The sequence below is a fragment of the Embleya sp. NBC_00888 genome (assembly GCF_045207655.1).
Lineage (GTDB): Bacteria > Actinomycetota > Actinomycetes > Streptomycetales > Streptomycetaceae > Embleya.
This window is the reverse complement of record NZ_CP108784.1, coordinates 3,557,816-3,580,004: the sequence shown is the minus strand read 5'-3', so window position 1 is coordinate 3,580,004 and position 22,189 is coordinate 3,557,816. Positions and strand designations below refer to the sequence as shown.

The 22,189-nt window shown below is 69.8% G+C and carries 19 protein-coding genes; 10 read left to right on the top strand and 9 right to left on the bottom strand.

Annotated features, from left to right (window positions below):
* The first annotated feature begins 71 nt into the window (after positions 1 to 71).
* From OG948_RS14675 to OG948_RS14665, 3 genes are read left to right on the top strand one after another with little or no spacing between them, the layout of a single operon-like run.
* The gene (locus tag OG948_RS14675; RefSeq protein WP_406296855.1) at positions 72 to 983 is read left to right on the top strand and encodes an amidohydrolase family protein; all 912 of its coding nucleotides are present in this window, start codon (positions 72 to 74) and stop codon (positions 981 to 983) included.
* Positions 984 to 1,029: 46 nt separating this feature from the next.
* Positions 1,030 to 1,506 (top strand): macro domain-containing protein, encoded by a 477-nt coding sequence (locus tag OG948_RS14670; RefSeq protein WP_406296853.1) that lies wholly within the window; start codon positions 1,030 to 1,032, stop codon positions 1,504 to 1,506.
* 20 nt (positions 1,507 to 1,526) lie between these two features.
* Positions 1,527 to 2,768, top strand: a complete 1,242-nt coding sequence (locus OG948_RS14665) for a benzoate/H(+) symporter BenE family transporter (RefSeq protein ID WP_406296852.1) — start codon at positions 1,527 to 1,529, stop codon at positions 2,766 to 2,768.
* Here OG948_RS14665 and OG948_RS14660 read toward each other — a convergent pair.
* The 3 genes from OG948_RS14660 to OG948_RS14650 form a co-directional block, all read right to left on the bottom strand.
* Positions 2,740 to 3,324, bottom strand: coding sequence for a TetR/AcrR family transcriptional regulator (locus OG948_RS14660; protein WP_406296850.1), 585 nt, complete (start codon positions 3,322 to 3,324; stop codon positions 2,740 to 2,742). The genes OG948_RS14665 and OG948_RS14660 overlap by 29 nt on opposite strands.
* A gap of 102 nt (positions 3,325 to 3,426) precedes the next feature.
* Positions 3,427 to 4,011: a DUF1003 domain-containing protein gene (locus OG948_RS14655; protein WP_406296848.1), complete on the bottom strand. Its 585-nt coding sequence runs from the start codon at positions 4,009 to 4,011 to the stop codon at positions 3,427 to 3,429.
* On the bottom strand, positions 4,001 to 5,275 hold the full coding sequence (locus OG948_RS14650; RefSeq protein WP_406296846.1) for a magnesium transporter MgtE N-terminal domain-containing protein: 1,275 nt from the start codon (positions 5,273 to 5,275) through the stop codon (positions 4,001 to 4,003). The genes OG948_RS14655 and OG948_RS14650 overlap by 11 nt, the downstream gene beginning before the upstream one ends.
* A gap of 154 nt (positions 5,276 to 5,429) precedes the next feature.
* On the opposite strand from OG948_RS14650, the gene OG948_RS14645 reads away from it, so the two are divergent.
* Positions 5,430 to 6,260, top strand: a complete 831-nt coding sequence (locus tag OG948_RS14645) for a hypothetical protein (RefSeq protein ID WP_406296844.1) — start codon at positions 5,430 to 5,432, stop codon at positions 6,258 to 6,260.
* Between the two features lie 108 nt (positions 6,261 to 6,368).
* Positions 6,369 to 7,313, top strand: coding sequence for a hypothetical protein (locus tag OG948_RS14640; RefSeq protein ID WP_406296843.1), 945 nt, complete (start codon positions 6,369 to 6,371; stop codon positions 7,311 to 7,313).
* Positions 7,314 to 7,439: 126 nt separating this feature from the next.
* Here the strand turns inward: OG948_RS14640 and OG948_RS14635 are convergent, their stop codons facing one another.
* Positions 7,440 to 7,967, bottom strand: a complete 528-nt coding sequence (locus tag OG948_RS14635) for a hypothetical protein (RefSeq protein ID WP_406296842.1) — start codon at positions 7,965 to 7,967, stop codon at positions 7,440 to 7,442.
* A gap of 148 nt (positions 7,968 to 8,115) precedes the next feature.
* Here OG948_RS14635 and OG948_RS14630 point away from each other — a divergent pair, with 148 nt between their 5' ends.
* Positions 8,116 to 9,084, top strand: a complete 969-nt coding sequence (locus OG948_RS14630; protein ID WP_391586794.1) for an HpcH/HpaI aldolase/citrate lyase family protein — start codon at positions 8,116 to 8,118, stop codon at positions 9,082 to 9,084.
* Positions 9,085 to 9,229: 145 nt separating this feature from the next.
* Here OG948_RS14630 and OG948_RS14625 read toward each other — a convergent pair whose 3' ends face one another.
* A complete protein-coding gene (locus OG948_RS14625; RefSeq protein ID WP_406296841.1) occupies positions 9,230 to 10,129 on the bottom strand; it encodes an RNA polymerase sigma factor SigF in 900 nt (299 codons plus the stop codon).
* Between the two features lie 152 nt (positions 10,130 to 10,281).
* On the opposite strand from OG948_RS14625, the gene OG948_RS14620 reads away from it, so the two are divergent.
* The 3 genes from OG948_RS14620 (at position 10,282) to gltX (ending at position 12,704) form a co-directional block, all read left to right on the top strand.
* Complete coding sequence (locus OG948_RS14620) at positions 10,282 to 10,650, top strand: STAS domain-containing protein (protein WP_395870548.1); 369 nt, start codon at positions 10,282 to 10,284, stop codon at positions 10,648 to 10,650.
* 86 nt (positions 10,651 to 10,736) lie between these two features.
* Positions 10,737 to 11,204, top strand: coding sequence for an ATP-binding protein (locus OG948_RS14615; protein ID WP_395870550.1), 468 nt, complete (start codon positions 10,737 to 10,739; stop codon positions 11,202 to 11,204).
* Between the two features lie 129 nt (positions 11,205 to 11,333).
* Entirely contained in the window at positions 11,334 to 12,704 is a 1,371-nt protein-coding gene (gene gltX, locus OG948_RS14610) for a glutamate--tRNA ligase (RefSeq protein ID WP_406300259.1), read from the top strand.
* A 363-nt stretch (positions 12,705 to 13,067) separates the two neighbouring features.
* Here gltX and OG948_RS14605 read toward each other — a convergent pair whose 3' ends face one another.
* Both OG948_RS14605 and OG948_RS14600 read right to left on the bottom strand, forming a co-directional pair.
* The gene (locus OG948_RS14605) at positions 13,068 to 14,777 is read right to left on the bottom strand and encodes a hypothetical protein (RefSeq protein ID WP_406296840.1); all 1,710 of its coding nucleotides are present in this window, start codon (positions 14,775 to 14,777) and stop codon (positions 13,068 to 13,070) included.
* Positions 14,778 to 15,073: 296 nt separating this feature from the next.
* A complete protein-coding gene (locus tag OG948_RS14600) occupies positions 15,074 to 16,678 on the bottom strand; it encodes a hypothetical protein (RefSeq protein WP_406296838.1) in 1,605 nt (534 codons plus the stop codon).
* A gap of 494 nt (positions 16,679 to 17,172) precedes the next feature.
* On the opposite strand from OG948_RS14600, the gene OG948_RS14595 reads away from it, so the two are divergent.
* Complete coding sequence (locus tag OG948_RS14595; RefSeq protein WP_406296836.1) at positions 17,173 to 17,706, top strand: hypothetical protein; 534 nt, start codon at positions 17,173 to 17,175, stop codon at positions 17,704 to 17,706.
* Between the two features lie 539 nt (positions 17,707 to 18,245).
* On the opposite strand, the gene OG948_RS14590 is transcribed toward OG948_RS14595, so the two are convergent.
* Together OG948_RS14590 and OG948_RS14585 are read right to left on the bottom strand one after the other, a co-directional pair.
* Positions 18,246 to 19,373, bottom strand: coding sequence for a hypothetical protein (locus OG948_RS14590; RefSeq protein WP_406296834.1), 1,128 nt, complete (start codon positions 19,371 to 19,373; stop codon positions 18,246 to 18,248).
* A 346-nt stretch (positions 19,374 to 19,719) separates the two neighbouring features.
* Positions 19,720 to 22,092 (bottom strand): hypothetical protein, encoded by a 2,373-nt coding sequence (locus OG948_RS14585; RefSeq protein WP_406296833.1) that lies wholly within the window; start codon positions 22,090 to 22,092, stop codon positions 19,720 to 19,722.
* Positions 22,093 to 22,189 lie beyond the last annotated feature (97 nt).

Below are 22,189 nucleotides of genomic sequence, written 5' to 3'. Positions count from 1 at the left end.
GTGAGCTTACGACGCCCTCGAGAAAACTCTTTGAGAGCATCGACCTGCGAGCCGAATGGGGAGGTGGCCGTGTGACGACGGTGGCCGAGGAGACACGGGTGGCCGGCTTCCGCCGGGAACTGGGCCTGACGTCGCTGATCGACGTGCACACGCACTTCATGCCGGGGCGCGTGCTGGACAAGGTGTGGGCGTACTTCGACGCGGCCGGTCCGCTGATCGGCCGGCCGTGGCCGATCACCTACCGGCTGGACGAGGACGAACGGGTCGCCACGCTGCGCCGGTTCGGCGTCTCGACGTTCACGTCGATGCTCTATCCGCACAAGCCCGAGATGGCCGCGTGGCTGAACGCGTGGGCGCGCGAGTTCGCCGACCGTACGCCGGACTGCCTGCGCACCGCGACCTTCTTCGCGGAGGCGGGCGCGGCGAAGTACGTGCGCGAGGCGATCGACGCGGGTGCGGTGGTGTTCAAGGCGCACGTCCAGGTCGGCGGGTGGGATCCGACCGATCCGCTGCTGGAGGACGTGTGGGGCACGCTCGCGGACGCCGGGGTGCCGGTGGTCGCGCACTGCGGGTCCGGGCCGGTGCCGGGCGCGCACACCGGGCCCGAGCCGATCGCCCGGGTGCTGGCCCGCCACCCCCGGCTGCGGCTGATCGTCGCGCACATGGGGATGCCGGAGTACGGCGCGTTCCTCGACCTCGCGGACCGCTACCCGGGGGTGCACCTGGACACCACGATGGCCTTCACCGACTTCGTCGAGGAGTTCACGCCCTTCCCGCCCGCCGATCGTTCCCGGTTGCGGGACGCGGGGGACCGGATCCTGTGGGGCAGCGACTTCCCGAACATCCCGTATGGCTACGCGCACGGGCTCGACGCGCTGGCCGGGCTCGACCTGGGCGACGACTGGCTGCGGGCGGTCTGCCACGACAACGCGGCCCGGCTGTTCGCCGCGGAGCTCTCCGGTCGAGCCGGACGCCGGTCGTAGAAAAACGAGTGCCGGCGCGTCGGCGCGGACGGCTACGTTGCCGCGCATGGCGACCGTCACGTACGTCCGAGGAGACGCCACCACGCCCCTGGGCAAGGGCGTCAAGGTGATCGCGCACGTGTGCAACGACCAGGGCGGCTGGGGCAAGGGCTTCGTGCTCGCGCTGTCCCGGCGCTGGTCCGAGCCGGAGGCCGACTATCGGCGGTGGCATCGCGAGCGGGCCGGGAACGACTTCGGGCTGGGCGCGGTGCGCCTGGTCCGGGTCGACACCTACCTGTGGGTGGCCAACATGATCGGCCAACACGGGATCCGTACCGGCAGCAAGGGACCGCCGGTGCGCTACGACGCGATCGACCGGGCGCTGACCGAAGTCGGGCGCCGGGCCCTGGAGCTGGGTGCCTCGGTCCACATGCCGCGAATTGGCTGTGGTCTGGCCGGGGGCAACTGGGGCAGGGTGGAGCCGCTCGTCCTGGAACGGTTGAGCGCGTGCGGTGTTCCGGTCACCGTCTACGACCACGACTGAACCACGAGGCGAGGCGCCCGGTGACTACCCGAACCACGACGGACACGAAGCCGGCGCCTGTGGCGGGCAGGCCGAGCCTGTGGCGGGACGCGTCCTTCTCGGCCGTGCTCGCCGGCCTGATCGCGGTGCTGGTGTCCTACTCGGGGCCGCTGGTGATCGTGCTGTCCGCGGCCTCGGCGGGCGGGCTGACCCGGGAGCAGACCGGTTCGTGGGTCTGGGCACTGTCCATCGGCAGCGGGCTGACCTGCCTGGGGCTGAGCCTGTACACCAGGATGCCGATCGTCACCGCGTGGTCCACGCCGGGCGCCGCGCTGCTGGTGACCAGCCTGGGGTCGTACTCCTACCCCGAGGCGATCGGCGCGTTCGTGGTCACCGGTGTGCTGATCACCGTGATCGGGGTGACCGGCGTGTTCGGCCGGCTGATGCGGCGGGTGCCGGCCGCCGTGGTGTCCGCGATGCTGGCCGGGATCCTGTTCTCGTTCGGCACCGGGGTGTTCACCTCGGTCAAGTCCGCGCCCTGGACGGCCGGCGGCGTGCTGCTCGGCTACCTGGTCGCCAAGCGCTTCCTCCCGCGCTACGCGGTGCTCGTCGCGCTCGTGGTCGGGGTGGCCTGCTCGGCGGCGACGTCGCGGCTGCACGTGCGGATCGAGGCGTTCGAGATCGCCCGCCCGGAGTGGACCACGCCGCACCTGTCGGTGCCGGCCCTGATCGGCATCGCGGTGCCGCTCCTGGTGGCCACCCTCGCGTCCCAGAACGCGCCCGGGATGGGGGTGCTGGCCGCGTCCGGCTACACGCCGAACGACCGGGTGCTGATCGGCTCGACCGGGGCGGTGTCCACGCTGCTCGCGCCGTTCGGGTCGCACGCGATCAACCTGGCCGCGATCACCGCGGCGATCTGCACCGGCCCCGAGGCGCACCACGACCCCCGCAGGCGATACGTCGCGGGGGTCTCGTGCGGGGTCTTCTATCTGATCGTGGGCATGTTCGGGTCGACCCTGGTCGCGCTGTTCGCGGGCCTGCCCAAGGAACTGGTGGCCGCGGTCGCGGGCGTCGCGCTGTTCGGCGCGCTGGCGAGCGGCCTCACCGGCGCGATGGCCGACGACGAGCACCGCGAGGCGGCGCTGATCACCTTCCTGGCCACCGCGTCCGGGGTCACCATCGGCGGGATCGGATCCGCGTTCTGGGGGCTGATCGCGGGTGTCCTGGCCCACGTGGTGCTGTCCTCGGGCCGGTTCAGCCCGCGGCGCGGTTCCCGCCCATGAGCACGCGCATGCCCTCGGCGAGGTCACGGCCGGTCGGGGCGCTCTCCGGGGCGAACATCCACTGGCTGACCACGCCCACCAGCAGCGCCTGACACAGCGCCCCGACGGTGCCGATCAGATGCTCGTTGCCCTTCTCGGGCAGGCCCAGGAACACCGAGGCCAACCCGGACCGGCCCTCGTCCTGCGCCGCGGCGAGCACCTTGTGGATCTCCGGCAGGTCGTCGAGGTGGGCCAGGATCTCGAAGTTGGCCGCCCACATCATCCGGTGCGACTCCATCAGGTCGATCACCCGCGTCCAGATCGCCTCGAAGCGCTCCAGCGGCGCGGACTCGGCGCCGACCGCGTCGACCAGCGCGGCGCTCAACTCGTTGCCCCACTCCTCCATCGACTCCAGCAGCGCCTGTTGCATCAGCGCGTCCTTGGAGCCGTAGTGGTAGCCGATCGATCCGAGGTTGGTGCCCGACGCGGCGACGATGTCGCGCGCGGTCGTGCGCATGTAGCCCTTCTCGTACAGACAACGTTTGGCTCCGGCCAGCAGGTCTTCGCGGTGTCCCATGGGGCGATGGTAACCCGGGGTTAGACAAATGTCTTACACGAATGACTCACACAAGCGTATGAAAATATCCGACCCCGCCGGCGACCCGGATCCGGCGCCGGCTCAGGGGTGCTCCGGGTCCGGCGGGGGCTGTTGCCGGGTCAGGTGCGCGTCGGTGACGTCGCGCCCCATCAGCCACCCGTCGGTCTCCCGCCGCTCGTCCAACTCCTTGAGCATGGACTGGAGTTCCGAACGCAAGAAGTCCCGGGTGGCGACCTCGCCGAGGGCGATCCGCAGTGCCGCGACCTCGCGGGTCAGATATTCGGTGTCGGCGATGTTGCGCTCGTTGCGGGCCCGGTCCTGCTCCAGGTTGACCCGGTCCCGGTCGTCCTGCCTGTTCTGCGCGAGCAGGATCAGCGGCGCCGCGTAGGACGCCTGGAGGGACAGCACCAGGGTCAGGAAGATGAACGGGTACTCGTCGAAGCGCAGCGCCGGTGGCACGAAGACGTTCCAGCCGATCCACACGATCACCGTGGCGGTCATGTAGACCAGGAACCGACCGGTGCCCAGGAAGCGGGCGATCCGCTCGGAGAACCGGCCGAACGCCTCCGGGTCGTACGCGGGCAGCAGCGGACGCCGCCCCGGATCGCGCGGTTGGTCCAGTCGCGGGCGGCGGCGCTTGTCGGCGCTCGTGCCCTCACGAGCCACGGCGGGTACCCCCGTCTCCGTGTATGGCGCCCTCGCGCCAGTCCTCGGGCAGCAGATGGTCGAGCACGTCGTCGACGGTGACCGCGCCGAGCAGGTGGTCGTCCTCGTCCACCACGGGCGCCGCGACCATGTTGTACGCGGCCAGGAAGCTGGTCACCTCGGCGAGCGGGGTGTCCGGGCGCAGCGGCATCAGGTCGGTGTCCAGCACCGCGCCGACCAGGGTGAACGGCGGATCGCGCAACAGGCGCTGGAAGTGCACCGTGCCCAGGTACTTCCCGGTGGGCGTCTCGGTCGGCGGCCGGCACACGTAGACCTGACTGGCCAGGGCCGGCGAGAGGTCGGCGTTGCGCACGTGGGCGAGCGCCTCGGCGATGGTGGCGCCGGGTTCGAGCACGATCGGCTCGGTGGTCATCATGCCGCCGGCGGTGTCCTCGACGTAGGTCAGCAGCCGGCGCACGTCCTCGGCCTCCTCCGGCTCCATCAGGCCGAGCAGGCGTTCCGCGGTGTCCTCGGGCAGCTCGGAGATCAGGTCGGCCGCGTCGTCCGGGTCCATCGCCTCCAGCACGTCGGCCGCGCGCTCCTCCTGGAGCTGGCCCAGGATCTCCACCTGGTCGTCCTCGGGCAGTTCCTCCAGCACGTCCGCGAGCCGGTCGTCGTCGAGCGCCGCGGCCACCTCGGCGCGGCGCTTGGCGGAGAGGTTGTGCAGCACGTTCGCCAGGTCGGCGGGCCGCAACTGCTCGAAGGTGGCGAGCAGGTTGGCCGCGCCCTGCTGGTCCTCGGGGCGCTCGAAGCCGACCACCGCGTTCCAGTCCACGGTGATCGTCTCGCCGCGTCGCCGGCGCAGGCCGGAGGTGCCGCCCTTTTGTACGAAGAGCTTGGCGATCAGCCAGTCGCGACCGCGTCCGAGCGCCATCGCGACGTCCAGCACGGTCACCGGCTCGTCGGTCTCGGCCAGGCTCACCCGGCGATCGAGCATCTCGGCGAGCACCAGCGTCTCGCTCGGTCGTTGCTCGAAGCGGCGCATGTTGACCAGCCCGGTGGTGATCACCTCGCCGGTCTCCACGCTGGTCACCCGGGTCATCGGGACGAAGATCCGCCGACGGGTGGCCACCTCGACGACCAGGCCGAGCACGCGCGGGGGGAGTTGGGCGGTGCGCAGCATCACCACCACGTCGCGCAGCCGGCCGACGTGGTCGCCGTTGGGGTCGAACACGGCCACGCCCGCCAGGTGCGAGATGAACACCCGCCCGGATGACGCACCCATGCCGTGGTCCCTCCGTCGCCGATGTGTACGCCCGCGCGGGCCGATCCGCGGCCGATCCGCGCGGTCGTTCCTCGTATGCCCCCGGACGGTCAGGCTACCGGTCGACGTGGGCATGATCACGACACCTCGCGCCCGGCTCAGTACAGTGCCGCCCGTGCGCTTGCCTCAGACGAAGACCACGATCGCCCTCCTGGCCGCCTGCGTCCTCACCGGCACGGCGTGTTCGAAGGCGGAGACCGGGCTCGGCTCGGAATCCGCGGATTCCATCGCCGGCAAGTCCAAGGCGGCGGCCGCGACGGCCGTCGCGGTCCACGTGCAGGGCGTGTGGCGGATCCAGACCCAGGAGTTCCGGATCGATCTGCGGCTCAAGCGCGAGGGAGGGGTGGGCACCGTGGTCACCGCGGACAGCACCATCGAACTGCTGCGGATCGGCGAGGACCTGTTCGTGCGCGGCGACGCCCGGCTGTACCAGGGCCGGGACGGGCGCGGTGGGACCGACGTCGAGGAGTCGGCCCGGACGCTGCGGGACAAGTTCGTCAAGGTGCCGCCCACCGATCCCAGCTACGCGCGGCTGTCCGGGTTCACCCGGATGCAGGACATGATCACCGATCTGATCCGGCTCAACGGCAAGCTCAAGAAGGACGGCCGGGAGAAGATACGCGGCGCCGAGTCGCTCAAGCTGGTGGCCGACCGGGGGCGCGGCGGCGAACTGCGGGTGGCGCTGAAGGGGACCCCGTTCCCGCTCAAGTACATTCCTTCGCCGAATGGCGGATCGCTCGAACTGTTCGAGTACAACCAGGACTTCCCGCTGGTGTTGCCCAAGCCCGACGACGTGCTCGACTACGGGTCGATGACCGACGGCAAGGAACCGTCGGACAAGGCGCCGTCGGACAAGGTGCCGGTCAAACCCCCGGGTCAGCCGTCCGGGAAGCCGTCGGGTCAGCCCTCGGGCAAGCCCACCGGGCCGGTGCCGGGTACCGACTGAGGCGGGGGATTCCGGCTCCGGGATACCGTTTCCGGCAGGACGTCGACGCGGGCGTGCGTCGATCAGGTCAGCGAACCAACGAGACATCGAACGACGAGGAACCCAACGGTGGATCACGTGCGGCGCGGCTTCGTGGTGGCGACGGCTGTATCGGTCACGGTGCTGGCCGCCGGGTGCAGTGCGGGACGGCCCGCACACCGCTCGTGGCAGGCGCCGGTGGACGAGCCGACGGCGGGTGCGCCGCTCGGCAACCAGGTGGACGGGCTGGACCCGGCGGCGATCCTGCAGCGTGCCCAGGCCGCGACGGCCGCCGCGAAGTCCGTGCACGTCAAGGGCGAACTCGCGGTCCCGGGCGCGTCCGGCAGGCCGGCCAAGCCGTTCAGCGTGGACATGCGCTTCACCAGCACCGGCAGCGAGGGCCAGATCGTCGAGGACAACACGACCGCGTACATCACCCGGGTGCAGAACCAGGTCTGGTTCCGGGGGGACGCGAAGTTCTGGTCCAAGGTCGAGGGCAACGGCAGCGAGACGGCCAACCACGACAAGTACGTACAGGTCCCCTCCGGGGACAAGAAGTACGGCGGCATCGTGGAGAACACCTACGTCGAGCGGCTGACCAACAAGCTGATGGGCAAGCCGGGCAAGCTGGAGAAGGGCGCGGTCAAGCAGGTCAACGGCCACAAGGCGATCGCCTTGGAGAACCGGACGCCGGGCGCGGGCGGCACCATCTGGGTGGCCACCGAGGGCGCCCCGTACCTGCTGCGGATGGAGTCGGCCCAGGACGCGAAGCAGACCGGTGCGTTCGACTTCCTCGGCTACGGCGAACGGGTCGACGTGCACGCGCCGGAACCCAAGGACGTGGTGGACAAGGACCTGACCACGCAGAGCCGCCCGACCGGCGGCAGCAACGGCACCTCGACCGGCGGCTCGAGCACACGGCCCCCGACGACCGGCGCGCCCACGAGTTCCACCACGCGTCGCCCCGACATCGGCCGGACCGGCAAGCCGCCGGTCCCCACCGGCCTCAAGCACGACCCGGTGTTGTTCTTCTGATCGGGCGCGGGCCCACCCGGGGCGGTCGCATCCGGTGCGGGCCCACCGCTCACCCGCGGCGGCTCCGTCGCCGCGCCCGACGTCCCGCGCACGGGCGACACCCGGGCCCGGCCCGGGCGCCGACCGTCAGCCGCCGCGCCGGCGCAGGCGGCCGATCGACAGGTTGAACGGGGACGCCCCGCGCGTCACGGCCGGCGACCCCACCGGAACGGTGCGTCCGGCGTCCCGGGGCAGATCCCGGGCCGGGCCGGTCGGGGTCAACCGGATCAGGTCGCACTCGCGCTTCCAGCGGGCGGGCTGCTCCTCGCCGTCGGGCGCGTTCAACCGGGCCGCGTGCAGGGCCAGCACGGCCGGCTCCCACGCCGGGTCGTTTGGTGCCACCACGGTGACCCGGGCGGTCCAGCCGGGCAGCCGGCCGCCCTTGTCCTTGCTGCGCAGGTCCACGAGCGCCTCGGCGGCCTCGGCCAGGCCGGGCACGAACTGCTCGACCGCGCCGTCCGCGCGGGCGGTCACCAGCCACGACGCGCCGTCCAGCCACACGTGCCAGACCGGGCGGGCGGGTGCGGTGCCGACCGTGAGCCAGAGCAGGCCGGACTTCTTCGCGCCTTCCTCGCGCAGCGCGTCCGCTTCCGGGAGTGCGTCGGTGTCCGTCATGCGCCACAGCGTCCCACAACGCGCGGGCGCGGAACGCGGTCCCGCCCCGGCGACCCGCGAGACCGAACGTGCGCCACCTCATAGTCCGCCGCGGGTGACCCGTCGGTAACCTGACCGCACGATCCGCAGCACTGGGAGGACCAGAGACATGGCCGCCACATCGCGTAGCTTGCGTTCCCGCCGTTCCTGTATGGCTGTGCCCGGCAGCAACCCGCGCTTCATCGAGAAGGCGCAGGGGCTTCCGGTCGACCAGGTGTTCCTCGACCTCGAGGACGCCTGCGCCCCGCTCGCGAAGGAGGGCGCGCGGCACACCATCGTCGACGCGCTCAACAACGGCGACTGGGGGAACCGGATCCGCGTCGTGCGGGTCAACGACTGGACCACCCACTGGACCTACCGCGACGTGGTCACCGTCGTGGAGGGCGCGGGGGCCAACCTCGACGCCATCATGCTGCCGAAGGTCCAGGACGCCGGCCAGGTCAAGGCCCTGGACCTGCTGCTCACCCAGATCGAGAAGACGGTCGGCCTGGAGGTCGGCCGGATCGGCATCGAGGCGCAGATCGAGAACGCCCGAGGCCTGGTCAACGTCGACGAGATCGCCGCCGCGTCGCCGCGCGTGGAGACCATCATCTTCGGTCCGGCCGACTTCATGGCGTCGATCAACATGAAGTCGCTCGTGGTCGGCGAGCAGCCCCCGGGCTACGACACCGGCGACGCGTACCACTACATCCTGATGCGGATCCTGATGGCCGCGCGGGCCAACGACCTCCAGGCGATCGACGGCCCCTACCTCCAGATCAAGGAGGTCGACGGCTTCCGCCGGGTGGCCGGCCGCTCGGCCGCGCTGGGCTTCGACGGCAAGTGGGTGCTGCACCCCGGCCAGATCGACGCCGCGAACGAGCTGTACTCGCCGACCCAGGCCGACTACGACCACGCCGAGATGATCCTCGACGCGTACGACTGGTGCACCTCGGCCGAGGGCGGGATGAAGGGCGCCGCGATGCTCGGCGACGAGATGATCGACGAGGCGTCGCGCAAGATGGCCCTGGTGATCTCGGCCAAGGGTCGCGCGGCGGGCATGCAGCGTACGCAGAAGTTCGAGGCCCCCAAGGGCTGAGTCCGACTCCGGTGACCGGGGCCGGTGATCCGGCGCCCGGGGCGGTGACGCGACGAAGGGGCGGGACCCGATCGGTGATCGGGTCCCGCCCCTTCGTGTCGCATCGGCGCGGCGCGGCGGCTCCCAGGGCGCGCCGCGGCCCGGCTCAGCTCTCGGCGAGCAGGCCCGCGCGCAGTGTGCCGAGCGTGCGCGACAGCAGCCGAGAGACGTGCATCTGGGAGATACCCAGTTGCTCGCCGATCTCGGACTGGGTCTTGCCGCCGAAGAAGCGCAACATCAGGATGTGCTTCTCGCGCGGCGGGAGCGCGGCGATCAGCGGCTTGAGCGACTCCCGGTTCTCCACCAGTTCGATCGCGTCGTCGTCCGCGCCGAGCCGGTCCATCGGAACCGCGGCGTCGTCGCCGCCGGCGCCCGCGGGGGTGTCCAGCGACGAGGCGCTGTAGCCGTTCGAGGCGATCATGCCCTCGACGACCTCCTCGCGGGAGACGTCCAGGAAGTCCGCCAACTCGGCGACGGTGGGCGCCCGTTCCAACCGCCGGCCGAGCTCGTCGCTCGCCTTCGCCAGCCGCAGCCGCAGCTCCTGGAGTCGGCGCGGCACCCGGACGGACCACGAAGTGTCCCGGAAGAAGCGCTTGATCTCGCCGAGGATGGTCGGCATCGCGAAGGTCGGGAACTCCACCTCGCGCTCGGTGTCGAAGCGGTCGATCGCCTTGATCAGCCCGATCGTGCCGACCTGGACGATGTCCTCCAGCGGCTCGCTGCGGGTGCGGAAGCGACCCGCCGCGAAGCGGACCAGCGGCAGGTTGAGTTCGATGAGGGTGTTGCGCACGTACTGGTACTCGTGGGTGCCCTCTTCCAGCCGGTTCAGTCGCCGGAAGAGTGTCTTCGAGAGCGCGCGCGCGTCGGCGGCGCCCATCGATCCGATCTCGTCGTCGTCGAATTCACGCGCGAGTTCGCACAGGTCCAGCTCTTCTGCCCCGGTGTCCGTCGCCGGTGGCCGCTGTGACCCCCGGACCTGCATCTCGGCTTCGAGCTGTACTGCCATGCCTCCCCCTCGTGACGCTTTTGAGGTCTCTCCCGTGCGCCTAACCCGGATGGGGGAGAGCAAACACCATCCACTCGAAAAACTTGTGCGGGCAAGCCGACCCCCCGCATTCGGGGGCGGTCGTCTATCGTGTGCCCGGGCCGGAGTACTCGATGGGCAAAGGGCAGCAGGAGGCTGGCATGCAGGGCGGCTTGACGGTGTCGGTGAGCACCAATGGCACCTCTGCGATCGTTACGGTCGCCGGTGAGATCGACGTGGACAGTGCCGCCGCGGTGCGGGACCGCCTGTTCGAGTGTGTCGAGCAGGGCAGTACGCGTCTGGTGATCGACTGCTCGGACCTCGATTTCTGCGATTCGACCGGGCTGAACGCGTTTCTCGCCGCCCGGCTGCGCGCGCAGGCCGCGGGAGGAGCCGTCCACCTCGTGGGCGTTCAACCCGCCGTTGCGCGGGTATTCGAGATCACCGGTGCGGTACAGGGGTTCACTTTCCACGAGACCCTGGCAGAGGCGGTCGGAGAGTAGCCCGTGACTTCTGGTGTCCTCCAGCGGGATGCGGGCAACTATCACCGCGTAGCAGCGTGAGCGAGGTGAGCCAGTAGATGTGCGCCATGCGATCGCAGGCGCCCGGCGACGGGGGCGCCTGCTTCTCCACACCACCGCTTCGTCAGGTGCGGAGATTGCCGTTCGAGGGCGCGAAGGGGGCGGTGGCGCGGTCGAGGACGTTCATCCGCAACACGCTCCACGCGTACGGATGGTCGGGTTCCCAGGACGAGCAGGTGATGCTGACCGCCGACGACGTACTGCTCGTCGCGGTCGAGCTGGTCACCAACGCGTGCCTGCACGCGGGCGGTCCGGTGGAACTGCGCGTCGTGCGGACGAGCGAGCTGTTGCGGATCGAGGTGGACGACCGCAGCGAGGAGCCGCCGCAGGCACGTGCTCCGCATTCGGGAACACGACCGGGCGGACACGGACTGCACATCATCCGGCGGCTGACGCTGGACTGGGGGGTGGTCGTGCATCAGGGCGACGGGAAGACCGTGTGGGTGGACATGCCCGTCCCCGAGGTGATGCGCTGAGTCGGACGCCGGCTCACGGGGCGCGGTGCCGAGCCGGATACCGGCCCGAACCCGGCCCGCTCGGCGGATACCCTGGAGCACATGTCTGCCTCTTCGGTTCGTGTTCGCTTCGCTCCCTCTCCCACCGGCATGTTCCACGTCGGTGGCGCTCGTTCCGCGCTGTACAACTGGGCCGTCGCACACAAGGCCGGCGGCACCTTCGTACTGCGCGTCGAGGACACCGACGAGGCGCGGAACCGGCCCGAGTGGACCGAGGGCATCATCAGCGCGCTCGCGGCGATCGGCATCAACGCGTCCGACCCGGCCTTCGAGGGCCCGTACTTCCAGTCGCAGAACACCGCGCTGCACCGCGAGAGGGCGGTCGAGCTCTTCGACGCGGGCCGCGCGTACTACTGCGACTGCACGCGTGAGGACCTGGAGGCCCGGACCGGCTCCAAGCACCTGGGCTACGACGGCTTCTGCCGCGACCGCGGGCTGCCCGCGGGCGAGGGGCGCGCGCTGCGCTTCCGTACGCCGGACGAGGGCGTCACGGTGGTGGCCGACCTGGTCCGCGGCGACACCGAGTTCCCGAACGCCTCGCTGGAGGACTTCGTGGTGGCCCGGGGCAACGGCTCGGCGGTGTTCCTGCTGGCGAACGTGGTCGACGACGTCGACCAGCGGATCACCATCGTCATCCGCGGCGAGGAGCACCTGTCCAACGCGGCCAAGCAGCAGTTGTTGTGGGAGGCGCTGGGCGCGACCCCGCCGCAGTGGGCGCACCTGCCGGTGATCGTCAACGAGAAGCGGCAGAAGTTGTCCAAGCGCCGGGACAAGGTGGCGCTGGAGTCCTACCTGGACGAGGGCTACCTGCCCGAGGCGCTGGTGAACTACCTCTTCCTGCTCGGCTGGGGTCCGAAGGACGACGTGGAGATCCGGCCGTACGCGGAGCTGGAGCAGCTCTTCGACCTGCGGGACGTGAACAAGTCGTCGGCGTTCTTCGACGTGAAGAAGCTGTCCTCGTTCAACGCCGACTACATCCGCGCGCTGGACGCGGACGCGTTCGTGAAGGCGTGCGAGCCGTGGGTGCTCGGGGAGAAGGCGCCGTGGGCGAAGGAGGCGTACGACCCGGCGGTGTTCGCCGAGGTCGCGCCGCTCGTGCAGACCCGGATCACGGTGCTCGACGAGGTCCCGATGTACGTGGACTTCCTGTTCCTGGACGCGCCCGCCGAGGACGAGGCGGCCTGGGCCAAGGCGATGAAGCCGGGCGCCGCGGACGTGCTGGCCAGTGCGCGCGAGGAGCTCGCGGGGGCCGAGTGGAACGTGGACGCGCTCAAGGCCGCGGTCGAGGCCGCGGGCGCCGCGCACGGCCTGAAGTTGTCCAAGTCGCAGGCCCCGGTCCGGGTCGCGGTGACCGGCCGCACGATCGGCCTGCCCCTGTTCGAGTCGCTCCAGGTCCTCGGCCGCGACCGGGTCCTGTCCCGCATCGACGCGGCGCTGGCCGAGTTGGCGACGGCGCAGTAGTCGCCGCACCGGAACAGGGCGGGCCCGCACACCGCTTGCCGGTGTTGCGGGCCCGTCGTTCGTGGTGGCCGATCGAGGCCGCGGACGGGGCGGGGCCGGGCCGCGAGGTTGTCGGCCGTCGGGACTGCGGCCACGGCCACCGAGGCGATCGGTACGCGCCGCGGGCCTGTCGGCCTTCCGGACCCGATCGTCCGCGCCGGGATGACGTTCGGCAACGGCCGACTCGGCGCCGCATTCATCCGGTAATTGCCGAAAATCGTTGTTGCGCGTCACGGGAAAAGAAGGCAAGGCCGCATATCCGAGGGATATGCGGCCCCGTCTTATTGATCCGTGGTTGCCGGTTCGAAAGTGCCCCGGATCAGGTCAGGGAGTGACGGTCCACGAGGTCGACGCCTTGCGGTCGGGGTGGAAGGTCTCCGACGCGACGATGCCGGTGTTGTCGCCGCGGGTCATCCAGATCCAGATGCAGAACTCGCCGTTCGGCAATGCCCACGCGCCGGCCCAATCGCTCGTCTTGCCGCCCGAGGCATTGAGGCCGTTCACGTTGATCCAGGCCGAGGCGCCGAAGCCGTGGCCCGAGACCTTGACCCACGAGCCCGCGGGGCCCGAGGTCTTGTCCAGCTCGATCCAGCGGCGCTGGACCGAGAGCGGGGCGGACGCCGTGCCCGTGCCGTCGGTCAGCTTGAGGGTGTACTGGCCGTCCGCGATGCCCGAGGACGCCAGTTTGACGGTGCCGTTCAGGTTCCCGTTCGCGTCGGCCGCCCCCGGGCCCTGGGCGATCTGCGCAGAGGAGCAGGTGGCGCCGTTCGGGGTGCACAGCTGGGCGGTGATGGTCGCGTTCGGGGTCCAGTTCGCGCCGGTCACCGTGACACTGCCACCGGGGTGGCTGGTGGTCGGCGAGGCGGACACGGTCGGCGGGTCGGTGGCGACGGTGAACGGCGCCGAGGCGAAGGGGTTGCTGCCGTCCCAGGCACCGGACCAGGCGAGCACCGCGGAGGCCGTGTCGAAGTAGATCGGGATCGTGCCGGTGAAGGTGCCGTCCGGGGTGCTGGTCGCGTAGAAGGACTCGTCCGGGACACCGCTGGAGTCGGTGAGCGCGTAGGAGATCGTCGCGTTGGCGGGGAAGTTCTTACCCGACACCGTGACCTCGGTGCCGACCGGACCGCGGTTCGGGGTGATCGAGATCTGCAGCGGGCCGCTGGGGACGTACTTCTTGACGGTGATCGGGGCGGTCGCCTCCTTCGTACCGTCCAAGACCTTGACCCGGTAGCTGCCGTCGGCGACCGTGCCCGCGAGGGTCGCGGTGCCACTCAGGCTGCCGGCCGCGTCGATGACCAGGGTCTTGGCCGTGAAGGCACCCGGGTTGCAACTGCCGCCGGAGGAGTCGCACAACTGCACGTTGGCCGTCGCGTTCGGCGTCCAGACGGCGCCCGACAGCGGCACGGCGGTGCCCGGACGCACGTCGGTGGTCGGCGCGTCCAACGTGGCCGGCGTGCCGGGGCCGCCGGTGACGGTGATGCTGCCGACGGCGCCGCCGCCCGAGGTGATCACACACGGTGTCTCGTAGTTGGAGCCGAGCACCTTCGTGTAGGTCAGCGTGCGGATCGGGCTGAAGGTGACCGGACCGGCCGCGTTGGTCGGCACCACGAACGTGCCCGAGTAAGGCGGAGTCTGGATGGGCGTGTTCGCCTGCACCGGAATCTGCAGGAGCGGTCCGACGACCGTCACCGTGCCGGTGGCGCCACCGGACATCGCCAGGTCGATGGTGGGTGTGGTCGGCACCGTCATGGACAGCGGGCTGGTCGCCGGGCTCGGCCCGAGCGTCACGGTCGCGGTCACGGTCGCGCCGGGAGCCGCGACGACCGGGGAGAAGCTGACGTTCATCGCCTGCACGCCGGTGGCCGTGCCCTGACCGGCGGGCAGACTGCATTGCACCGTGGGATTGATCTGCGTGGCCGAGGCGGCCGGAGCGAGTGCCGCCAGGCCCGTGATCGCCAATGCCGTCCCGGCGAACGCGGCGGTCAGCCGGCGTCCGGCTCTCGTCGCGGTGGTGGATCTGCGCGCTACGCGCATGTGGTTCCTCCATGGTCGGGGTGCGATCGCCCCGGGGGAGTCGATCGCCGCGCGGAAGAAAACCGCCATAAAGGACCGTGGCGGCGTGTCAGCAGGTCGAGAGTTCAGAAGAGAATTCATCTCCTAATGGTCGAGAAGTCAAGAGTGAACAATGGGTTTTCTTGTTCGACACGTGTCACCAAGATCATTTCTTTAGTCGTCGTAATCCGTGATTTGAATATCCCCCGATAAAGCGGTCCGGCCCCGGAACGAATTTCTTCGTTCCGGGGCCGGATCGGGTGTGCGGTGGTGTGGCGTCAGCTGATGGAGAGCGTCAGCGTGGCGCTGTAGGTGCCGATCTTCTGGTACGCCGGAACGGCGAGCGAGAGGTCGGCGTCGGCGGTGAAGGTACCGCCGGTGACCGCAGCGTTGGGTGCGGAGGCCAGAGTGGCACCGGAGCCGATCGGACCCGCGCTGCCGGGCGCCGCCACGCTCGGCGAGCCCTCACCGGTGGTGACCTTCGGGGTCCAGGAGAACTTGTCGGCGGGGATGGTGCCACCGTCACCGTTGGTGAACGCGCTGACCGCACCCGTGAGCGTCCAGCCGGTGGCACCGCCGCGGAAGTCCTTGACGGTGACCGGGTTCAGCGCGCCGGTCATGTTCTGTGCCTGGCCGTTGAGGGTGATGTCGGACAGCTTGATGGCCGAGGCCTGCTGCGTGATGGTCAGGGCGCCGGGGGTCACGGCACCGGTGACTGTCTGCTCCAAGCCGCCTGTGGGCGGTTCGGTGACCCGGAACGGGAGGTGCTCGATGGGGTTGCCGCCCCACGGGCCCGATTCGGTCACCATGAGTTGGGTGAAGCCTTCGAAGTACATCTCCGTGGTGGCGGTGAAGGCGCCCGATGCGTCCGCGGTCACGTAGGTGGTCTCGTCCGGCACACCGGAGTCGTCGGACCAGGAGAACTGGACCCCGCCGTTGGGCGCGAAGCCCGAACCGGTGACCGTGACCGAGGTGCCGACCGGACCGTGGTCCGGGCTGAGCGAGACCGTCCGCACGGGGGCGGCGGTGACCTTGAGCGCAGCGGTGACCGAGGTGGTGCCGCTGCTGACCTTGATCGAGTAGTCCCCGGGGACGACCGCGTTCGCGATGCTCACGTTGCCGCTGAGTTCGCCATGCGAGACGGAGAGCGAGTTGGCCTTGATCCCGGCCGGGTCGCACGCGGTGCCGTCGGCCTTGCACAGCGTGGGTGTCGGCTGTCCGGAGGGCCAGTTGGTGCCGGTGAGCGCGGTGGCGCCGCCGGCGGCGACCGTGGCGGGCGTCGCGACCAGGGTTGCGGCCTGCGAGGCCCCTTCCACCGTGAGTGTCTGTGCGGCGGCCACCGTGTTGAGCGGGGTGCAGTCCGTGAACGACTCCACGCTGCCGAAGGCGATCGTGCTGGTGTTGTACGCGGCCGGGGTGAGTGTGACCTGGCCCGCGGTGGTCAAGGTGAACTGGCCCACGGGATTGGTCAGGATGAGGTCCTCACCGGCGAGCGCGGCGGGGTTGATCCGCTGGCCCTTCAGCTCGACCTTGCTGCTCATCGCCCCACCGAGCTGGACATTGGTGGTCGGCAGGGTGGAGTCCTTGTCCACGCCCGGCGTGAACGGGTTGGGCGGAACCTTGGCGTGGGTCTTCCACTGCCACTCGATGTTGACCACGTCGCCCACCTGATAGGTCGCCTTGGCAGGCGTGACGACCAGGTCCAGCTTCAGGTTCGAGTCGGGAATCTCCAGCGAGGGAAGCGTCCGGTTCACGCATCGTGCCTTGTAGTCGACCTCGGCGGCCTGCGCCGACGGCGCGAGTACCACCATGCCGGTGGTGCCGAGGACGATCGCGGCGCCGAGTGCGACGGTGATCTTTCCTGGAGCGAATCTGGAGGGCACCGGACTCCTTTCGAAGTTACGTGGGTCGCGTCCCCGTTCGGGAGGCGCTCCGGGGTTTGGCGAGGCCCTCGGCGGGTCCCGTGCGGCCGATGCCGCGGCCGGGTGTCCGGGGTCGGATCCTCTTTATGTCTTCGCGCGTTATTTAGCTATGGCTATTCGGAGAAGTCAATGGAAAACGCGGCCTCGGAATGGTCGACACGTGTCACCAAGATCATGTCCGCAAGGGCGATCTTTCGGGGGTTCGGATTCCATGATCATCGGTGTTCGAGATGCTTCACGTGTCACTCTGTCGACAAGAAGAAAAGTCCGTAGATGGGCATTGACTGTTACCGGAAGGCTTGATTCACTCTGGCTGCGGCGAGGGCGTTACGCCCCGACTGCTTCTTTATCGGCGACTTGTCGCCAGTTCGGTTCGAACACCCCTTATGGGCCTGCCGGTAGGGGTGCAGCGAGAGACGTATCAGTCCCCAACCGATCGAAGGAGCACAACCGAAATGTCGAAGTCCAAGATTCTCACCCTCGGTTCGGTCTGCGTTGCCGGCGCTGTCGCCGCCACCTTGGGCCTCGGTGGCACCGCATTCGCGGGTGGCCCGGTTTCGACCACCTACAACTGCCAGGACCTGACGCTTGGGACCACCTACACGGGTGTGACCGGAACCCTGTCCACGTCCGCGACGCACAAGCTGCGCTTCGTCACGTCGCTCAACATGCCCACCGCGGTGGCGGCGAACCAGCTGATCACCACGGCGAAGTTGGACTCGACCAGCGGTGCCACCGAGTTCGGGGGCCAGTTCAACGACCCGATCGCGGCCGGCAACCCCTCGACCGTCGGCCTGGGCGCGCTGCCCAAGACCGTTGGCGGGATCACCTCGGGTACCCTCACCACTCCGGTCGGCACCGGTGCCACGCCGACCACTCCGAGTGCGACCAACTGGAGCGTCAAGATCAACGTCACCGCCGTGTCCGGCATCCCGAACCACAACATCGCGTGTGTTCTCGCCGGCTCCCAGGTGTCTCTCGCCTACTGATCCGCCAGGCAGTAGCGATCTCGGTTCGACAGCCCGCCCCACCGTGCCGGTGGGGCGGGCTTTGCCGTGTGCCGGATCGGCTGCGCCGGGTGGGATCGGTCGGGCTCGGGGCGTCCGCCAAACGGTCGACCCGGTGAACCGGGCGACCGTGACTTCGGGCAGACGTCGACATCGGTGATACGCGACCATCGGCCATGAATGGCGGATGGGCCCCAAGGGACACGTGTCGTCGGGATTGCCCGTCGGGGGGAACGCGGAATTCCGACCGCATCAATGTGCGACATGAATATCGAACCCCGACCTCCGATTGTCACGAGTCACCAAGATCGCGACTCGTGTCGAGTGGGTTCCATCGTTTTCGGAGTAGCCGACTTCGATTCCCGTGACCGTGCTGTCGCGCGGGAGTCGTCAACCGATGTAAGCCGAATCCGGAGATCGACGGATGGCGGATTCCTCGGCCGGCGCGCACGGAAGGGGCGGGAACCACCGAGTGGTGGTTCCCGCCCCTTTCGGTGCCCTTCAAGCCCTATGGGCGCCCGCTACTTCACCGTGATGCCGGCCATGCCGAGCTTGTCGAACTTGAAGCTCGTGTCGATCTCGACCGCGGTGATGCCGGTGGTCTTCTTGCTCGTGACCAGGATCCAGGACGTGAAACTGCCGTTCCGGTCGGTCCACGCGACGCCGAAGTTGAAAGTCGGCTTCGCACCCTCGACGCCGGCGAGCGCGATCAGCGTGTTCGGGGTGAAGTTCTCACCGGTCACCTTCACGAACGTCCACGGGCGGACCGTGCTCTTGCTCAACGTGACTTTGCGCTGGACGACCGGGACCTCGGCCTTCTTGACCGTCAACGGCGTGGTCGCGGTGCGGTTGCCGTCGGTGACCTGGACGCTGTACGACCCGTCCGCGGTGCCGGGGGCGATGGTCACGCCGCCGGTGAGCACGCCGTCGGCGCCGATCCGCAGGCTGTTCGCGGAGATGCCCGCCGGGTTGCACGCGGTGCCGTCCGCGGCGCACAGCGACGGCGTGGCGGTGCCGCCCGCGGTCCAGTTGGTGCCGGCGAGGACGGTCTCCTTGCCGGCTTCCACGGTGCCCGGGGAGGCGCTCAGGGTGGCCGTCTCCGGTGTGCTCTGCACGGCGATGCTCTGTGCGACGCCGGAGCCGCCGGTGACCGCGCACGGCGTCGTGAAGTTGCCGTACGGCGTCTCCGTGGCGGTGGTGGTCTTGGTCGGGGTCAGGTCGACCGTGCCGGTCGCGGTGGCCGGGACCTGCAGCTTGACCGTGAAGGGCGGGCTCTGGATCGGTGTGTTCGCCGGGATGTCGATGGTGGTCTGGGCGCCGGCGAGGGTGACCGAGCCGGTCGCACCGCCGGAAAGGGCGAAGTCGATCGACGGGGTCATCTTGATCCCGTTGAGCGCGGCCGGACTGGTGGCCGGGCTCGGACCGAGGGTGATCTTGAGGTCGATCGTCTCGCCGGGCTTGGCGGTCGTCGGGCCGTCCACGGTCACCGACATCGGCCCGGTCTTCTCGCCCTGGCCGAGCGGCAACGAACACGTGACGGTGGGCGTCGCGGTGCCGGCGAGGGCGACGGGCGCGCCGGCGAGGAACCCGGTGATCGCCAGCGTGCCGACGCCGAGGCCGGCGGCGAGGCGCATGGTGCGTTGCTTCATGAGGTGCTGCTCCCTGTCCTGCGTTCCTTGCCGGCGGCGGGCGTTGGCGTCGCGTCGGCGGCATGGTGGCGGATACGCGCGTACTAAGTGGAACGTGTTACAGAAGTGGGGCGGGTCACATTGATGCGCCTTCGTTCGACGAAGTCAAGAGGCGTGATCGTCCGATGTGACCGGCCAGTACGTCTTCATCAAGGCACTGACCTGCACTGACACGTGTCGACTCGAAACGGTGGAACAAGTTCCACTTGGTTGCGCGACGCGCGGCCGGCACGCGGGAATGCGAACGGGGCGCCCACCGCCACCTCGGAAGGTGTCGGTGAGCGCCCCGAGCAGGGCTGAGGCGCCGTCAGGAGACGGTGAGCGTCAGGGTTCCCGTGTAGGTGCCGGCCGCCTGGTACGCCGGGATCGCGAGCGACAGGCCCGCGTCCGCGGTGAACACGCCACCGGTCTTGTGCGCCGGGTCCGAGGACGCCGCCGCGCTGCACAGCAGGCCGCCGTTGACCGTACCCGCGGACCCCGTCACGACCGGGCTCGCCGAGTTCGGGTCCTGCACGGCACACCGAGGCGTCCAGGACAGCGCCGAGGCGGGCAGCGAGAAGCCGCCGTCCGCCTTGAGGTCCGAGACCGAGCCCGTGAGTTGCCAGCCCAGCGTGCCCTTGCGGGCGTCGGTGACGGTGACCGTGTTCAGCGTGCCCGTCATCGTCTGGTCCCGGTTCGCGAACGGAACGTCCGCGAGCACGACACCGTTTCCGGCCTGGGCCATCGACAGCGTGCCCGGCTCCTCACCGGGACCGCCGCCACCCTCGAAGGTGAACGCGGCGAGCGCCATCTTGTTGCGGTCGCTCTTCTCGGACGCCCGGATCTGGGTGGTTCCGGGCTTGGTCACCGTCAGATCGACGGCGAACGTGCCGTCCGCGCCCGCGGTGGTCTCGACCGTGTCGCCGGTCGCCGCGAGGTTGCCGTCCAGGGTCTCCAGCACGACGGGCGCGCCGGGGGTGAAGTTCTTCCCCGTCACGTGCGCCTTGGTGCCCGAGGGGCCCTTGTCCGGTGTCGCGGTGATCGCGCGTGGCAGCACGACCGCCGAGGTGACCGTGATCGGCGCGGTCACCGAGGTGATCCCGACGGTGACCTTCACCAGGTACTGTCCCGGCGGCACGTTCGGCCCCAGTGTCGCCTGGCCGGTGAGTGCGCCGCCCTTGGACACCGAACCGGTGGCCGCGGTGAACGCGGAGCCGGTGCAGTCCGAACCGTCCTCCCGGCATAGCCGGACCTGTGGATCGCCCTGACCGGTCGGCCAGTTCTCCCCGGTCAGCCGTACCGGGTCTCCCGGCTTCAGCAGGCTCTGCTCCACGAACAGGTTCGCCTGGGCCGGCGCGCCCACCATGATCGAGTGCGAGACCGCCGGCGAGCCGACAGACGCCCCGCCCGACGAGATCGTGATCACCTTCAGGCCGTATCCGGCGGGCGCCAGATCGATCCGCCCCGGCTTGGTGATCTTGAAGCTGCCCTTCATGTCTCCGACCTTGAGTACCTCCCCACCGGGAGTGGCCGGATTCCCCTTGGCGCCGGCGACCTGTACCTCGCCGGTCTGGGCGCCGGAGACCCGCACGGTGCCGGTGGGCGTGACCGTGTCCTTCAGAGCGACGACCCAGTTGGACGGGTTGCGCGGGTAGCCGATCCACTTCCAGCCGACGGTGACCTCGTCGCCGATCTCGTACCACTGCTTGACCGGGGTCACCGACAGCGCGACCTCGGGATTCCAGTCGAACGCCGGGCCGTTGCCCCATGCCGGGGTGTAGCGCACGGTGTACTTCACCGGCTCGGAGTGCCGCATCGCGTCCTTGGCCACCGAGACCGGCACCAGGACCGACGCGGTGCCCGAGGTGATCCGTACCTGGCGGACGGCGTCCGGCAGACCGGCGGCCACCCGCACCTGGCCGAGCAGCTTGCCCGAGGCGTCGACGGTGAGGGTGGAGCCCGACGCCCCTTCCGCCGCACAGGCCTTGCCGTCCAGGTCGCACAACTCGACGGCGACGCCGCCCGCGCCGACCGGCCAGTTCTCCCCGGTCACCTCGATGGCGGCACCCGGCCGGACCACGTTCCAGCCGAACGTCACGGTCGGTGGCGCGACCGCGCCGTCCACCGCGAGCGTCGCGCCCACGCCCGGTGTGCCGTTGGGTGTGCACGGTGTGTCCCAACTGCCGAACATGTTCGCGGTGCTCGTGTAACCGCCGGGGGAGAGCTTCAACTCGCCCGGCTTGGCGATCTTCAGCTTGCCCGTCATGGTCGACAGCCACAGCTTCTCGCCACCGGGGGTCTGCGCGTTCTTCTGCGGACCCTCCATGGCGATCTCGCCGCCCTGCGCGCCGGAAACCAGGACCTTGCCTCGGGGCTTGACCGCATCGGCGTTCACGGTCACCGAGGACGGGTTCTTCGCCGCGTCCTTCCAGTTCCAGGTGACCGTGACCTCGTCACCCACGTTGTACTTCGGCTTGACCGGATCGACGGTCAGGTCGACCTGGGCGTCGAAGTCGAACGGACCGCCACCGATGCTCGGCGGTACACAGTGCACGTTGTATGTCACAGGAGCGGCGTTCGCGGACTGCGCCCCCGCGCCCACGCCCAGGGCACCGGCCACGAGGGCGGTACCGAGTACGCCGGCCATGCGCTTGTTGCGGAATCCGGACCCAGTACTTTCCCTGGTTCTTGGTCTGAGCATGTGGTGCTGTCCCTCCTCGGGATGCCTGCCTGGCCCGCCGGGGGAGCGGGCAGTCGAACACCACACCGGGACCGGTCCGCCGCCGCCGGTGACCCGC

What these genes read in the sequence shown, in the direction of transcription:
- gltX (WP_406300259.1), top strand. Translation starts at nt 11,334, where the DNA reads ATGTTCCACGTCGGTGGCGCTCGTTCCGCGCTGTACAACTGGGCCGTC.
- OG948_RS14650 (WP_406296846.1), bottom strand. Translation starts at nt 5,275, where the DNA reads ATGGGTGCGTCATCCGGGCGGGTGTTCATCTCGCACCTGGCGGGCGTG.
- OG948_RS14670 (WP_406296853.1), top strand. Translation starts at nt 1,030, where the DNA reads ATGGCGACCGTCACGTACGTCCGAGGAGACGCCACCACGCCCCTGGGC.
- OG948_RS14595 (WP_406296836.1), top strand. Translation starts at nt 17,173, where the DNA reads ATGTCGAAGTCCAAGATTCTCACCCTCGGTTCGGTCTGCGTTGCCGGC.
- OG948_RS14635 (WP_406296842.1), bottom strand. Translation starts at nt 7,967, where the DNA reads ATGACGGACACCGACGCACTCCCGGAAGCGGACGCGCTGCGCGAGGAA.
- OG948_RS14625 (WP_406296841.1), bottom strand. Translation starts at nt 10,129, where the DNA reads ATGGCAGTACAGCTCGAAGCCGAGATGCAGGTCCGGGGGTCACAGCGG.
- OG948_RS14620 (WP_395870548.1), top strand. Translation starts at nt 10,282, where the DNA reads ATGGGCAAAGGGCAGCAGGAGGCTGGCATGCAGGGCGGCTTGACGGTG.
- OG948_RS14615 (WP_395870550.1), top strand. Translation starts at nt 10,737, where the DNA reads ATGCGATCGCAGGCGCCCGGCGACGGGGGCGCCTGCTTCTCCACACCA.
- OG948_RS14630 (WP_391586794.1), top strand. Translation starts at nt 8,116, where the DNA reads ATGGCCGCCACATCGCGTAGCTTGCGTTCCCGCCGTTCCTGTATGGCT.
- OG948_RS14605 (WP_406296840.1), bottom strand. Translation starts at nt 14,777, where the DNA reads ATGCGCGTAGCGCGCAGATCCACCACCGCGACGAGAGCCGGACGCCGG.
- OG948_RS14585 (WP_406296833.1), bottom strand. Translation starts at nt 22,092, where the DNA reads ATGCTCAGACCAAGAACCAGGGAAAGTACTGGGTCCGGATTCCGCAAC.
- OG948_RS14590 (WP_406296834.1), bottom strand. Translation starts at nt 19,373, where the DNA reads ATGAAGCAACGCACCATGCGCCTCGCCGCCGGCCTCGGCGTCGGCACG.
- OG948_RS14660 (WP_406296850.1), bottom strand. Translation starts at nt 3,324, where the DNA reads ATGGGACACCGCGAAGACCTGCTGGCCGGAGCCAAACGTTGTCTGTAC.